At 72.5% G+C, this 13,350-nt stretch carries 15 protein-coding genes; 11 read left to right on the top strand and 4 right to left on the bottom strand.

Annotated features, from left to right (window positions below):
• Positions 1-55 precede the first annotated feature (55 nt).
• Complete coding sequence (locus CVO96_RS00415) at positions 56-943, bottom strand: PhzF family phenazine biosynthesis isomerase (protein ID WP_103309116.1); 888 nt, start codon at positions 941-943, stop codon at positions 56-58.
• Between the two features lie 121 nt (positions 944-1,064).
• On the opposite strand from CVO96_RS00415, the gene CVO96_RS00410 reads away from it, so the two are divergent.
• Positions 1,065-1,445 carry a hypothetical protein gene (locus tag CVO96_RS00410; protein ID WP_103309114.1) on the top strand — a complete coding sequence of 127 codons (381 nt, stop codon included), beginning with the start codon at positions 1,065-1,067 and terminating at the stop codon, positions 1,443-1,445.
• Positions 1,446-1,524: 79 nt separating this feature from the next.
• Here CVO96_RS00410 and CVO96_RS00405 read toward each other — a convergent pair whose 3' ends face one another.
• On the bottom strand, positions 1,525-2,229 hold the full coding sequence (locus CVO96_RS00405; protein ID WP_103309112.1) for a tetratricopeptide repeat protein: 705 nt from the start codon (positions 2,227-2,229) through the stop codon (positions 1,525-1,527).
• 167 nt (positions 2,230-2,396) lie between these two features.
• On the opposite strand from CVO96_RS00405, the gene CVO96_RS00400 reads away from it, so the two are divergent.
• From CVO96_RS00400 to CVO96_RS00385, 4 genes are all read left to right on the top strand, one after another.
• On the top strand, positions 2,397-5,366 hold the full coding sequence (locus tag CVO96_RS00400; RefSeq protein WP_243398090.1) for an AAA family ATPase: 2,970 nt from the start codon (positions 2,397-2,399) through the stop codon (positions 5,364-5,366).
• A 115-nt stretch (positions 5,367-5,481) separates the two neighbouring features.
• The gene (locus CVO96_RS00395; protein ID WP_103309110.1) at positions 5,482-5,883 is read left to right on the top strand and encodes a DUF3208 domain-containing protein; all 402 of its coding nucleotides are present in this window, start codon (positions 5,482-5,484) and stop codon (positions 5,881-5,883) included.
• Between the two features lie 10 nt (positions 5,884-5,893).
• Positions 5,894-6,091 (top strand): hypothetical protein, encoded by a 198-nt coding sequence (locus tag CVO96_RS00390; RefSeq protein WP_103309108.1) that lies wholly within the window; start codon positions 5,894-5,896, stop codon positions 6,089-6,091.
• Positions 6,088-6,732, top strand: coding sequence for a type 1 glutamine amidotransferase family protein (locus CVO96_RS00385; RefSeq protein ID WP_243398089.1), 645 nt, complete (start codon positions 6,088-6,090; stop codon positions 6,730-6,732). Before CVO96_RS00390 ends, CVO96_RS00385 begins: the two co-directional genes overlap by 4 nt.
• 146 nt (positions 6,733-6,878) lie before the next feature.
• On the opposite strand, the gene CVO96_RS00380 is transcribed toward CVO96_RS00385, so the two are convergent.
• On the bottom strand, positions 6,879-7,709 hold the full coding sequence (locus CVO96_RS00380) for a PIG-L deacetylase family protein (RefSeq protein ID WP_103309106.1): 831 nt from the start codon (positions 7,707-7,709) through the stop codon (positions 6,879-6,881).
• A gap of 255 nt (positions 7,710-7,964) precedes the next feature.
• Complete coding sequence (locus CVO96_RS00375; protein WP_103309104.1) at positions 7,965-8,195, bottom strand: hypothetical protein; 231 nt, start codon at positions 8,193-8,195, stop codon at positions 7,965-7,967.
• A gap of 68 nt (positions 8,196-8,263) precedes the next feature.
• On the opposite strand from CVO96_RS00375, the gene CVO96_RS00370 reads away from it, so the two are divergent.
• The 6 genes from CVO96_RS00370 (at position 8,264) to trpA (ending at position 12,846) form a co-directional block, all read left to right on the top strand.
• A complete protein-coding gene (locus CVO96_RS00370) occupies positions 8,264-8,917 on the top strand; it encodes a ParA family protein (RefSeq protein ID WP_103313207.1) in 654 nt (217 codons plus the stop codon).
• Position 8,918: 1 nt separating this feature from the next.
• Positions 8,919-9,191, top strand: a complete 273-nt coding sequence (locus CVO96_RS00365) for a hypothetical protein (protein WP_103309102.1) — start codon at positions 8,919-8,921, stop codon at positions 9,189-9,191.
• Positions 9,188-9,682 (top strand): hypothetical protein, encoded by a 495-nt coding sequence (locus CVO96_RS00360; RefSeq protein WP_133161714.1) that lies wholly within the window; start codon positions 9,188-9,190, stop codon positions 9,680-9,682. Before CVO96_RS00365 ends, CVO96_RS00360 begins: the two co-directional genes overlap by 4 nt.
• Positions 9,683-9,815: 133 nt before the next feature.
• Positions 9,816-10,706, top strand: a complete 891-nt coding sequence (gluQRS, locus tag CVO96_RS00355; RefSeq protein WP_103309098.1) for a tRNA glutamyl-Q(34) synthetase GluQRS — start codon at positions 9,816-9,818, stop codon at positions 10,704-10,706.
• Positions 10,707-10,765: 59 nt separating this feature from the next.
• Entirely contained in the window at positions 10,766-12,049 is a 1,284-nt protein-coding gene (trpB, locus tag CVO96_RS00350) for a tryptophan synthase subunit beta (protein ID WP_103309096.1), read from the top strand.
• Complete coding sequence (gene trpA, locus CVO96_RS00345; protein ID WP_103309094.1) at positions 12,046-12,846, top strand: tryptophan synthase subunit alpha; 801 nt, start codon at positions 12,046-12,048, stop codon at positions 12,844-12,846. Before trpB ends, trpA begins: the two co-directional genes overlap by 4 nt.
• Positions 12,847-13,350: the final 504 nt, after the last annotated feature.

Genomic DNA, 13,350 nt, shown 5'->3' with positions numbered 1-13,350 from the left:
AGTCTACGGGGCTGGCGGGCTGCCGGGGCGGCGCGGGCTCAGGGGCAGTGCCGTCTTACAGGCCGCGCCGCCAGTGGCCCTCGCGGTCGAGCACCGCGCAGCCGCCCACGTGCACCGCGACCACGTTGGTGCCCTGCACCTCGATCTCGATTTCGACCTCGCCGGGCGAGCCGACGGCGTGGCCCTGGTAGATCACGCCCACCGCGCGGCCCCCGCGCACCGGCAGGCGGCCGTGCTGGGCCAGCAGCCCGAACAGCGCCCCGGCCGAGCTGCCGGTCACGGGGTCTTCGGGGATGCCCAGCAGCGGCGCGAAATCCCGCGCGGCGAAGCGGTTGACGCCCATCGGCGCGTAGGCGTAGAGGCTGCCCACGTCCAGCTCGCGGCTGAGTCCCTCGATGGCCGGGAGGTCGGGCTCCAGCGAGTCGAGGATCACGGCGTCGAGCAGCGGCACGAAGGCCGACCACAGCCCCGAGGACGCCGAGGCCATCGGAAGGCCGCGGTGGATCAGCCGGTCGCTGATGCCCAGGGCCTCGGCCAGCCGGGCGCGGTAGGCCGGCGCAAGGGGGCGGGTCTCGTGGCGGCGCTGGCGCATCCAGACCTGAGACGGCACCCCGGCCTCCGAGACCAGCCGCAGCGGCACGCGGCCCGCCAGCGTCTCCAGTTCCAGGGCCTCGCCCCGCCAGTAGCCGGCCTGCGCCAGCATCAGGCCCAGCGCCACGGTGGCGTGGCCGCAGAACACGACCTCCTGGGTGGGGGTGAAGTAGCGCACGCGCACCCGCCCCCCGCCCATGCGGGTCACGAAGACGGTCTCCGGGGCTTCCAGAAAGCGGGCCAGGGCCTGCATCTCGGCGTCGCTGAGGTCGGCGGCGTCGAGTACCACCCCCGCCCGGTTTCCCTGACCCGGCGTGCTGGTGAAGGCGCTGACCTCGCTGTAGGCGATCATACGGTCAATCTAGAGCATGAAGCGGCGCCTGCGGGCGTCTGAAACCCGCGTGAAGATCCGAAGCCGGGTCCATCATCCAGACCCGATCCTTACGCTCTAGGCTAATCACGGAGGAACGATTATGGCAATGGAAGACCTGCGCAAGAACCACATGATGGCCCACCTGAGCGACGCTCTGGAGCAGGGCCAGGATATCGGGCACTACGGCCGGCTGGTCTACGCCATCGTGGGCCGGCACTTTCTGGAGGGGGACGACCTGACCGCCCAGCTCGCCAAGGACAGTGACTTCGACGAGGAGCAGGCGAGAGACCTGGTGCAGCAGGTGCAGGAGCACGACTACAGCCCGCCCGGCCGCGCCAAGATCATGGAGTACCAGAGCAAGCAGAGCTTCCCGATCATCCCGGAGGCCGGCGACCCCGACGAGGGCAACGTGTACCGTGACCTGGACTTCCCGCAGCACGTGTACGACCACATCCAGGAATACCGCCACCAGAAGGCCTGAACCCGGCTCCGGACGAGGCCACCCAAACGCGACCAGCCCGGACAGTTCAAGTCCGGGCTGGTCGCGAACTGTCCGGTGCTCAGCGCAGTTTCGCGAGGGTCGCTCTGGCCTGCTCCAGATCACGCTTCTGCCAGAAGGTCTCGGCGGGCAGGGTCACGGCCTTGTCGAGCTGCGCGGCGGCGTCGGCCTTCTTGCCCTGCACCAGCAGCGCGTTGGCGTACTCGATGCGGTGGACGGCCACGCCCGGCTCCAGCGCGATGGCCTTCTCGAAGTTGGGCGCCACGTTCGCCTCGCTGGCGCCGGTCGCCTGCACCGCGATGGCGCCCTTGAAGCCGCCGGTGTCCAGGTTGGCGTTCCACAGGCCCAGGGCCACGTAGGCGCCGGCCATCTTGGCGTTCAGCGAGATCGCCTTGTCGAGGTTGCTCTTCATGTCCTTGGCGAGCCCCAGGCTCTGGAACACGCCCACGAACTGGGCCAGCCGGCCCTGGGCGCGCGCCAGCTCGAAGTAGCCGTCGGCGTTGTTGCGATCCTTGGCGATGGCCGCCTTGGCGTACTCCTGCGCGCGGGTGAACAGCGCCTTCTTCTGCGAGTCGGCCACCAGGCTGGCGCCGACGGTCGTGGCCTCGGCGGCCAGGGCCAGACCGGCGCTGGTGTTCAGGGCGGCCGCGCTGGCTGCAGCTTCCTGCCATTTGCCCTGGTCGTAGAGGGCCTGGGCGGCCTGCTGGCTCTGGGCAGACGCGGAAACGGAAACGGCAAGGGCAAGGGTCAGGGCAAATCTACGCATAGTGGGTGTCCTCCGGTGGGGAACGCTGGGTTGAAAGCTGATCGGAAGTATACACAGCGGGTCTGTCGAGAACCTGACGCTTCCGTCAGGAACGGTGCCTTCAGCTTCTTCTGAACCCGGTGCAGCGGCGCTTGCACGCCCTGCGGGAGTGCTACGCTCGGCACACCATGGACGCTGCAGGGATGGCCGGCGCAGAGATGGCCGGCGCGGAGATGGACTGGAGAGCGGTGCTGACCGACCTGCGCGCGCATCTGCCGGCGCCCACCAGCGGCCGGCAGGTGCGCGGCAGTCTGCGCTGGCTGGAGGCCGAGATGCTGGCCCAGGGCGCCAACCCGGCCGCCCTTCGCAACATCGTGTACCGCGATGTCGGTACCCCCCAGGACAAGGCCGCGCTGCGCTCCATCCTGGCGGAGCTGGCCCAGGAGGTGGGCCGCCCGCTGCCGGGCGCCGTGACGCCCGCCCCGCCCCCCGCGCTGCCCGAGGGGCTGGAACTGCTGGGCCGCAGCAAGAAACGCGCCTACCGGCAGTTCCTGGCCGGGGTGCGGGCCGGCCGCGCCCCCCGCCTGATCGTGACCGGGCGCGCGGGGGCCGGCAAGACGGTGCTGCTGGGCGGCGTGGCACAGGCGCTGGAGGCCGCGGGCGTGGCCGTGCGGCGGCTCTCGCTCTCCGGCGACGCGGCGCCGACGCTGGCCCTGGGGGAGAGCCGGGGCGGGGCCTACGCGGTGCAGGCCCAGGCCCAGGCCGACGCCGCCCGGCGGGCCGTGCCGGAGGCCGGCGTCTGGCTGATCCGGGTCACCGACGACCTGCACTTCGCCGGCGAGCCCCCACGTGACCTGCAGGGCCGCCCGATCCCGGCCGCCCGCTGGGCCGTGGACGCGCTGCTGGAGCGGGCGCCGGCCGGAGTGGGCGTGCTGCTGGCGCTGGAGAGCCGCCGGGGGCTGGACTCGCTACAGCACGAGGTCATCGAGCTGACGCCGCCCACCCGCGCCGAGGCGCGCCGGTACCTGATGGCCCGGCTCGGCGTGCCCGCCCAGGAGGCCGACGCCCTGGTGCGCGACACCGGCCGCCATCTGGATCGGCTCACCCTGCTGGTCAGTCTGCGCTCCGGCGATCCCGGCGCCGGCCACCTGCTGTCCGATCCCGACACCCGGCGGCTGGTCGAGGCGAGCGCCGCCCTCCACGCGGCCGACCTGGGCCGGGGGGATCAGCCCTGGCCCGGCGCCCTGCTGCGCGCCGCGCTGGGCCAGGAGCCCCGCCGCCTGCCTCCGCACGCCCGCGCCCTGCTGCGCGGCTCCGAGGACGCCGGCTGGTCGCCGAGTCCGGTCTTGCAGGCCGCCTGGCCGGCCGTGTCGCTGGAGGCCCGGCAGCGGGGCCTGGAACGCCTGGCCGACGCCGAACCCGGTGCCGACCCCTCTTCGCCCGCCGACCAGGAGGCGCTGCTGCCGGTGCGGCTGGGGGCGATGGCGCTGCTGGGAGACTGGGCGGGGCTGGCGGCCTGGGTGGGCACCCATCCCGACGACAGCCGCCACCTGCCGCCACTGTGGCCCCTGATCCGTCAGTCGGCCGGCGGAACCGAGCGCGAGACGCTGGCGCGGGCGGTGGTCAGCCACCACGCCGGACGGGGCGAATACACTGAGTCGCGGATCCGCGACGCGCTGTTCACGCTGCTGGAGTCCTCCCGCGACCCCGTGCGCGCCTGGGCCCGGGTCAAACTGGCCGAGAGCAGTCTGGAGGGCGGCGCCATGGACGCCGCCCGCAGCCAGCTCCAGCATCCCGAGGTGGCGTCCATCGTGGCGGCCCGCGCCCCCCTGGACGCCTGGACGGTCGCCGCGCAGGCCGACGCGCTGCTGGTCGAGGCCGCGCTGGCCCGCTGGCAGGGCGATCTGGTGGCCGCGACCCGCGCCGCGGGCGATCCGCGCACGGCGGTCGGCGGGCCGCGCGCCCTGCTGTGGCGCGGCCTGATCGCCAAGGACGCCGGCCGCTGGCAGGAGGCGCTGGAGGCGCTGCAGTCGGTGCCGGCCTCCAGCCCCCTGCTCTCCGCCCGAGCCCGCTATCAGGAGGGCGACCTGCGGCTGCGGCTGGGGCAGGCCACGCTGGCCCTGGGCGCCCTGCAGGACGCCGCCGCCCGGCTGCTGAGCGCGGGCGCCGCCGCCGAGGAGCGCGCCCGCGTGCTGGCCCGCAGCGCCACCGCCCTGCGCCGCCTGGGCCGCCCGCTGGAGGCCCAGGCGCAGCTGGAGCGCGCCCTGGCCCTCGTGCCCGACGACCCCCGGCGCCGGCTGGACGCGGTGCCCCGCGCCCGCCTGCTCTCGGAGGGGCTGCCGATCCTGCTGGCGCTGGGCCGCCCGGACGAGGCGCTGGCGCAGGGAGCCGCCGCGCTGGCCCTGCTGCGCCGCAGCGACCTGCGCCCCGCCGAGACCGCCTACCGGGAGCGCCGCACCCGCTACCGCCTGGCGCTGGCCTACCTCACGCGGGGGCTGGGCGTACCGTACCTGCAGCCCTTCGGTGGCCCCCAGGCCGATCACCCCGATCTGGCGCAGGCCCGCACGCTGCTGGACGGCCTGATCGCCCAGGCCCCGGGCGGCAGCGACCGCGAGCAGATGCTGCTCTTCGACATGCGCCTGAGCCGCGCGCTGGCCGAGCCCGAGCCGCTGCGCGCGCTGGAACACGCTGGCTGGGCCCTGGAGATGACGGCGCACCCCTACGAGGAGGCGCAGGCCCGCGCCATGCGCGCCGAGGCCCGGCTGCGCTCGGGCCAGGCCGACGCCGCGCTGCTGGACATCAACCGCGCCCACGCCCTGCTGCGCCGCGTCCACTCCGGCCCCGGCGTGCCCGGCGGCCCGGACGCCGGCCTGCGCCCCCCGGATCCCGGCCTGCTGGCCCAGCTCCTGGCCCTGGAGGCGCGCGCCAGCATCCAAGAGGGCGCGCGAACCTTGAGCTGGCTGAGCGGCGCCCTGGGCGAGCGGGAGCTGGCCCCCTTCCGGCCCGGCGTGTGGCGCGAGGCCGGCCTGGCGCTGGAGCGCGGCCACCCAGACCCGTGGGCGGTGCTCCTGGCCTTCGCGCCCGGGCACCCCCTGGACGACCTGCGGCCGCCCGACGCCCTGCGGGTGCTGGCCGCCCGCGCCGCCCCCGACCACTGACCCTGTCGGCGGCCCTGCCAGTGGCCCTGCGGCGGCTCACGACAGCGCCGATCATGAAGGGAGTGCCCCGGACGGAGGGGCAGCCCCGGGGCCGTGCCCCACAGCCCGAGCAGGTATGCTGTGTCGCGTGAGTCCCACCGACCCGCCGCCTCCGCGTGGCCGCGCCGCTGTTCGTCTGCTGCAAGGCTATGTCTGGCACCCCGAGACCGCCGACGTGGATCTGGAACACTTCCTGCCCCGTGAACTCGATCTGCCGGCGCTCACGGCGGCCGATCAGGAGGGTGCCCACGTGCTGTGGGACGAGGTCAACGCGCCCTTCGCCTTCTTCGAGAACGGCGAGCCGACCGCCAGCCAGACCTTCTACCAGTTCACGGTGCTGCGCGTGTACGACGAGCGCCCCAGCAACGAGGCCCTGCACGCCGACGCCAGCGCCGCCAGTCAGGTGCTCAATCCGCTGCTGGACGGCACCCCGGAGGGCGTGGGCTGGCAGCTCTGGGAAGACCTGAGGGAACTGTAGTGGGGGCCCGGTGATCCGCTGGCTGGACGTCCTGATCGAGGGCGATCCCCACCCCCGGCGCTTCGACACCCCCGAGGGGGTGCGCCAGTACCTGTTGCGCGTCGAGCGGCTGCCCGAGGAGGCGGTCGCGGCCCTGCTGGCCCAGGGGGAGGTCGGCCCGCCGATGGCCCGCCGCGCGTACCGCCTGCGCCCGCTCGTGCCCGCATGACCGACGATCCCGCCGCCCTGCCGGACAGCCTGAATCGGGCGGACGGGCCAGCACCGATTGACAGCACTGGGCCGGCCGGAGCGCGGGACGGCCCGGTGGTCGCCATCCCCGTCTATGCCGGGGTCAGCGAACTGGAACTCGGCCTCATGGTCACGGTCTGCCGGCTGTGCGGCGGGGAGGGCGCCACGCTCACGGTCAACCGCTCGCGGGCCAGCATCGTGACCGCCGGGGGCCTCGTGACCACGCCGCATGTGCTGTACGCCGCCCTGCCCGAACCGGTCGCCCTGCTGATCCCGGGCGGGCCGGGCGCCGCGAAGGCCGCGCGCGATCCCCTCCTGCGCGCCTTCCTGGCCACCCACGCCGACGTGCCCAGCGGCGCCAGCGGCAGCGGCCTGCTCCTGCCGGGCGAGGCGGGCACCCTGCACGGTCGCCGGGTGGGCGGCCCCGCCGACCTCGCCGACACCCTCTGGGGCTACGGCGTGGCGGAGGTGGAGCCGGGCGCCACCGTGCTGGACGGCCCCCTGTGCAGTACGCCGGGGGGGTTCCCGGCCCTGCACGCCGCCCTGCACGTCGCCGGGCTGGTCTGGGGCGCCGAGGCGGCGCAGGACGCGGCCCGGCGGCTGGGCTCCACGTCGACCTGACGCTTCCTCCGGTGGAGGAGGGCCTCGACGGGGCGGGTTCAAAGCTTTCAATTCGTTCGAGATGACACCCTGACTGATTTCCTCTGCGGCAGACGGAGTTCATCGGTCGAAACGCACCCGGTACCCCGACTGCATAGCCCGGCGGCTCAGCCGTCCAGCCCCTCGCCGCCGCGAACCCCGTCGAACAGCCCTCGGAGCGGAAAGCTTGCGATCGGCGTGCGCGTCCCGCCGAGGCTGAAGGTCTCGCTGCCCAGCAGGCGTTCCTCCATCTGGGCGCGTTCCTCGCCTGTCATCTTGCCCATCAGGCTCTCGGAGCCCATCTGGGTGCCGTGGGCGGCCAGCGCGGCCTTCTTGTTGTCGGCGTAGGCCGCCACGTCGATCCTCACGGCCACGGTGTCGTCCGACACGCCGTAGACCAGGGGATCGAGATCCTGGCCCATGCGCGCGAGGCCCTGCGCGGCCTGCGAGGTCAGCGCCGTGAAGTACAGGCGCTGGGGCCCGCCGCCCTCCAGGTGCCCGGTGCTGAAGAAGGCCGCGACCGTGGCCCGGTGGATCTGCAGGTGGTCGATGTGCCCGTAGCCGCCGTGCGGGTCGAAGGTCAGGATCACCTGCGGGCGGTGCTCCTCGATCAGCGCACGCACCTTGACCTCCACGTCCAGCGGATTCACGTTCATCATCGCCAGCGGGTCGTCATGGCGGGTGCGTTCGTAGCGGCCGGAGTCGTGGTAGTCCAGAAAGACCGGCGCGGGAATCTCCAGGGCCTCGCAGGCCCGCCTCAGCTCCTGCTCGCGCTGGGCGCCCAGGTCGTCCACGGTCATGCCGGGCACCGTGATTTTGCCGGCCTCGCCGCGCGTGGCGCAGGCCAGCACGACCTTCACCCCCTTGCGGGCATAGTGGGTCAGCGTGCCGCCTGTAAACGCCTCGTCGTCGGGGTGGGCGAACACGACCAGCAGGGTAGGAGAGACTTGGGCAGTCATGAGCGCAGTCTAGAGGCTGCGGCAACCCTTCCCGGTAGGCGCGCGTACTGCTGCCATGAGCCCGCTGACGACCATGCTCCGCGAACTGGCGATTCAGGCGCTGAGGGTGCTGACGCTCCAGCCTCCCGGGAGGCCGCCGGCCTCGGGTAGACGTATGCGGCGGCGCTGGCGGGAGCGTCTGGCCCGCCGGGCGCCGGCCACCCCGGGCGCGGCCCTCTGGACAGTCGTGAGGGAGGCGGTTCTGGCCCTCCTCTCTCAGCCCTCGCCTGGCCCCGATTCGGCCGCTTCCAGACGCAGGCCACGCCGGTAGAACTCCAGCAGCTCGTCCGGCCAGGTCTCGTACAGCCGGCGGCGGTTGGGCGCGTCGGCGGCGTCCAGCGCCTCGCCCAGCGCCCGGAAGAAGCGGCTGCCCTGGGTCTTCATCGCCAGGGCCGTCCAGTACGGTTCGGAGGCCAGCAGGGTCTTCAGCGCGTGCGGGTCGGGCATGGCCCCATGATGCCGGCTCGTGGGTGGTGGATGTGGGCGTGGGCCGGCAGGGATGGTACGCTCCGGCCATGCCGAAGGGGCCAACGAAGCGGGAGCCGCCCAGCACCACGAAGGCGCCGCGTGTGCTGGCCGTCACCTCCGAGAAGGGTGGGGTCGGCAAGAGCACGCTGGCCGTGCACCTGGCCGGCGCCCTGGCCGAGCGCGGGCTCAGGCCGGTGCTGGTCGACGAGGACGAGCGGGTCGGCAGCTCGCTCCGCTGGGCGGGCCGGGGCGGGCTGGGGTTCCCCGTGCTCGCGCCCGCAGACGTGAAACCCAGGGTGCTCTCGGCCTGCGACGTCCTGATCATCGACACCGAGGGCCGCCCGAAGCGCAGGGAACTCCGCGCCCTGGCGGGCCGCGCCGACCTGATCCTGGTGCCCACGGGCGTGAGCGCCCTGGAGCGGGGCGCCACCCGTGAGCTGGCCGAGTATCTGGGCGGCCCGGGCGAGGCCGGACGCCGGCTGTGGGTCGTGATGTGCCGGGTGCCCCCGGTGGGCCACGCCGCCGAGGACGCCCGCGAGGAGCTGCGCGACGCCGGTGTGCAGGTCTGCAACACCCTGATCCGTTCCTACGCCGCCTACCCCAAGGCCGCCGAACTGGGGGTGCTGGCCCGCGACGTGCGCGATCCCCGTGCGGCGGCCGCCTGGCACGACATCCTGGCCCTCTCGCGGGAGCTGGTCTGAGGTGGGCAAGGATAAGACGCGCTTCGGCTATCTGGAGAAATCTGGCAGGAATGGGAAGAAGGGCAAGACCAGGGTCAAACCCCCGACCACTCCGCCCCCCACCGACGAATCCCGCGACCGGGGCCGGGCCGAGGGCGAACGGGTCGCGGCCGTCTACGTGCGCCGCGAGACCGTGCAGGCGGTCTGGCGCGAGGTCAAGCGCGACGGCGGCGAGAGCCTGAGCGAACTCGTCGAGGACCTGCTGCTCGCCTGGCTGCGCGGGCGCACGCGTTGACCCCGGCGTTGGCCCGCCTGGGGCGCTGGCTGGGGCTGGCCGTGGCCCTGATGATCACCGTGCCCGCCACCCTGCGGCCACTCCAGGGCCACCCGCTGGACGGCGTGAATCTGGTGTTCCACGAAGCTGGCCACGTCCTGCTGAGCGTCCTGGGCGAGACCGTGATGCTCCTGGGCGGCAGCCTGTTCCAGCTCCTCGTTCCGGCCGCCTGTATCGGCGCCTTCCTGCTCCGCAGGGATCGCTACTCGGCCGGACTGCTCACGCTCTGGCTGGCGCAGTCGCTGGCCAGCGTGGCCGCTTACATCCGCGACGCCCCCACCCGGCAGCTCGACCTGATCACCGGCGCCCCCGACACCCACGACTGGTGGCAGCTCCTGGGCGGCTGGAACGCCCTGTCGCTGGCCGACCCGCTGGGCCGCTTCGTGGTCTTCCTGGCCTTCGCCGCTTTCGTGACCGGGGTGCTGCTGGCCGTCTGGGACGAGCTGCGCTAGGGCATTTGTCCGAATTCCAGCGTCAGACAAAGAGCGTCTGACGCTTCCATTCTCCCAAAAGCTCGATGGAATTTGCTCGCTCCGCTCGGTCATAAAGGACAGATCTTTATGACAGATGCTCTAGCCTGCCCCCATGGGAGTCGTCGGCCGCTTCGCCCCCAGCCCCACCGGGGCCATGCACCTGGGCAACGCCCGCACCGCGCTGCTGGCCTGGCTGCATTCGCGCTCGCTCGGGGGGCGCCACCTGCTGCGTTTCGAGGATCTGGACACCGGCCGCGTCCGGGACTGGGCCTACGACACCACCCGCCGCGATCTGGAGTGGCTGGGCCTGGACTGGGACGAGGAAACGCGGCAGTCCGAGCGGCTGGAGGTTTACTGGGACGCGCTGGCCCGCCTGGAGACCTATCCCTGCACCTGCACCCGACGGGAGGTGCAGGCCGCCGTGCAGGCCAGCGCCGGCGCCCCCCACGGCGAGGAGAGCGTGTATCCGGGCACCTGTCGGGAGCACACCAGCCATCCGGGCCGCCCGGCCGCCCTGCGCTGGCGAGTGCCCGCCATCACGGTCTGCGCCACCGATAGCCTCAGCGGCCTGCAACTGTGCCAGCACCTTCCCAGCGAGGTCGGGGACTTCGTGCTGCAACGCAGCGACGGCGCCTTCGCCTACCACCTGGCCGTGGTGGTCGACGACGCCCTGATGGGCGTGACGGACGTGGTGCGCGGCGCCGACCTCTGGACGGCCACGCCCCGGCAGATCGCCCTCCAGCAGAGCCTCGGCTACCTCACCCCCCGCTCCCTGCACGTCCCCCTGATGACCGACTTCGGTGGCGCCCGTCTAGCCAAGCGTGCGGGGGCGCCGCCCCTGATGACGTACCGAGAACGGGGGGACTCGCCGGGTCAGCTGCTCTCGTCGCTGGCCCTCAGTCTCGGCTGGGACGTCCCCGAAGAGGTGTCGGCCGCCGACCTGATGCCACACTGGAAGGCCATGAGACCACCCTTAATAAACGTTTCATCGACACAAACTTAGACCAGTTGTCTAAGTTTTTCTGCACGGAGCGGAATGGGGACTCCTACCCTGAGACTCCAATGACCCTGACCCTTCCTCACTACCCGATGCCGGATGACCGGGGCCGCTTCGGCCGCTTCGGCGGGCGCTACGTTCCCGAAACCCTGATCCCGGCCCTCGACGAGCTGGACACCGCCTACCGCGCCGCCAAGACCGACCCCGCCTTCTTAAGCGAACTCGACCGTCTGCTGCGTGAGTTCGTGAACCGCCCCAGCCCGCTCTACCTGGCCCAGCGCCTGACCGACCACGCCGGCGGCGCGAAGATCTACCTCAAGCGCGAGGACTTCAACTACACCGGCGCCCACAAGATCAACAACTGTCTGGCCCAGGCGCTGCTCGCCGTGCGGATGGGCAAGAAGCGCGTGATCGCCGAGACCGGCGCCGGCCAGCACGGGGTCGCCAGCGCCACCGCCGCCGCCCTGCTGGGCCTGGAGTGCGTGGTCTACATGGGCGCCGAGGACATCCGCCGCCAGTCGCTGAACGTCTTCCGCATGAACCTGCTGGGCGCCGAGGTGCGCGAGGTGACCTCCGGCACCAGCACCCTCAAGGACGCCACCAACGAGGCCATCCGCGACTGGGTGACCAACGTGCGCGACACCTTCTACATCCTGGGCTCCGTGGTTGGCCCGCACCCCTACCCGGCGATGGTGCGCGACTTCCAGGCGATCATCGGCGAGGAGACCAAGTGGCAGCTCAGGGCCGTTGAGGGCCGGGAAGCTCCCGACGCCATCGTCGCCTGCGTGGGCGGCGGCTCCAATGCCATCGGCATCTTCGCTCCTTACGCTTACCTGCCGAAAGACCAGCGCCCGCGCCTGATCGGCACCGAGGCCGCCGGTGAAGGGGTCGAGACCGGCCGCCACGCCGCCTCCGTCGCCGGGGGCCGTGTGGGCGTGCTGCACGGCTCGATGATGTACCTGATGAACGACGACGAGGGCCAGATCGTGCCGCCCCACTCCATCTCCGCCGGGCTGGATTACCCCGGCATCGGCCCCGAGCACTGCCACTACAGCGAGACCGGCGTGGCCGAGTACGTGCCCGTGACCGACGCCCAGGCGCTCGAGGGGCTGCAGCTGCTGACCCGCCTGGAAGGCATCATCCCCGCGCTGGAGAGTGCCCACGCGATCTACCACGCGGTGGAACTGGCCCGCACCATGCGCCCCGAACAGGTCATCGTGGTGAACCTCTCGGGCCGCGGCGACAAGGACGTGGCCGAGGTGGCTCGCCTGCTGGACGTGCCCAAGGACGCGCCCACGGTCACGCCTGCCATCCAGAAGCCCGCCATCCAGAAGGAGGTGCTGGCATGACCGCCGTGCAGTCCCGGGGCGTGGCCCGCATCCACGCCGCCTTCGAGCGGGCAAGAGCCCAGAACCGTGCCGCCTTCATCCCCTTCATGACCGGCGGCTACCCCACTGCCGAAGGCTTCCCGGCCGTCGCGGACGCCCTGCTGGCCCGCGCCGACCTGATGGAAGTGGGCATCCCCTACTCCGACCCGCTGGGCGACGGCCCCACCATCCAGCGCGCCTCCGAGCAGGCCCTGGCCGGCGGCACCAGCACCCGCCACACCCTGGGGCTGATCAAGGAACTCCGCAGGCGCCACGACACGCCCATCGTCGTGATGACCTACGTGAACCCCATCTATGCCGTCGGCCCGCGCGAATTCATGCGCCTCGCCGCCGATGCGGGCGTGGACGGCCTGATCCTGCCCGACCTGCCGCCCGATCAGGACATCGAGATCGCCGACCTGGCCGCCGAATACGGGCTGGCCGTGACCTTCCTCATTGCCCCGACCAGTACGGCCGCGCGGGTCGAGTTGGTGGCGAAAGCCTGCACCGGCTTTCTGTACGCCGTGAGCGTGACCGGCGTGACCGGCGCCCGCGAGGGCAGCGCGCTGGGTGAGGTGCCCGCCATGCTGGCGCTGGCCCGCCAGTACGCCGGGGTGCCCATCGCCGTGGGCTTCGGCGTGAACGACGCCGCCACCGCCCGGCAGGTCGCCGAGGTCGCCGACGGTGTGGTGGTGGGCAGCGCCTTCATCAACGCCGTGAAGAACGGCCAGGACGTGGGGGCCGTGGCCGACGCCATCGCCGCCGGCTGCCAGCGCTGAGCCATAGGGGAGAGAAGTGGGCGGGCGCCGGAGGGGTGGCCCGCCTCACTCTTGCCTGATCGCGAGCACCCGCAGCGAACCGTTCGACTCGTCCCCTTGACACCAGAAGGGGGTGGCCGTGCCGTGGTGGACGAAGCGGGCCTGAACCTTCCAGTCGACCATTCGCTTGCCGGTGAATGTGGCGAAGAACGCCGGCCCCATCGGCCCCCACTCCACCGATCCAACCACCCCGGAGTGCCGGCGCAGGGTGTCCTCGCAAATGTCGAGGGCTTGCTTTGAGCTTTGAGCAGTCCGTGATCTGGCCCGGCCCTGTGATCCGCCACCGTATCTTGCCCCAGGACAGCGCCGCGCCCCACGACGCCCCCTGAGCCGCCAGGACGCCCAGGGCCAGCCTCCAGCGTCTCCAGGTCACCTCGCCAGGAGACGAGACTGGTCGTCCGCCGCGCCTCCCGATCTCCGTTCACAGGTGCCCATCCAGCTCTCGGCGGCCTGAGGTGCTCCACA

The sequence above is a fragment of the Deinococcus koreensis genome (genome assembly GCF_002901445.1).
Lineage (GTDB): Bacteria > Deinococcota > Deinococci > Deinococcales > Deinococcaceae > Deinococcus > Deinococcus koreensis.
Note: the sequence above shows the minus strand (reverse complement) of the source record. Positions and strands in the feature narration are given on the sequence as shown.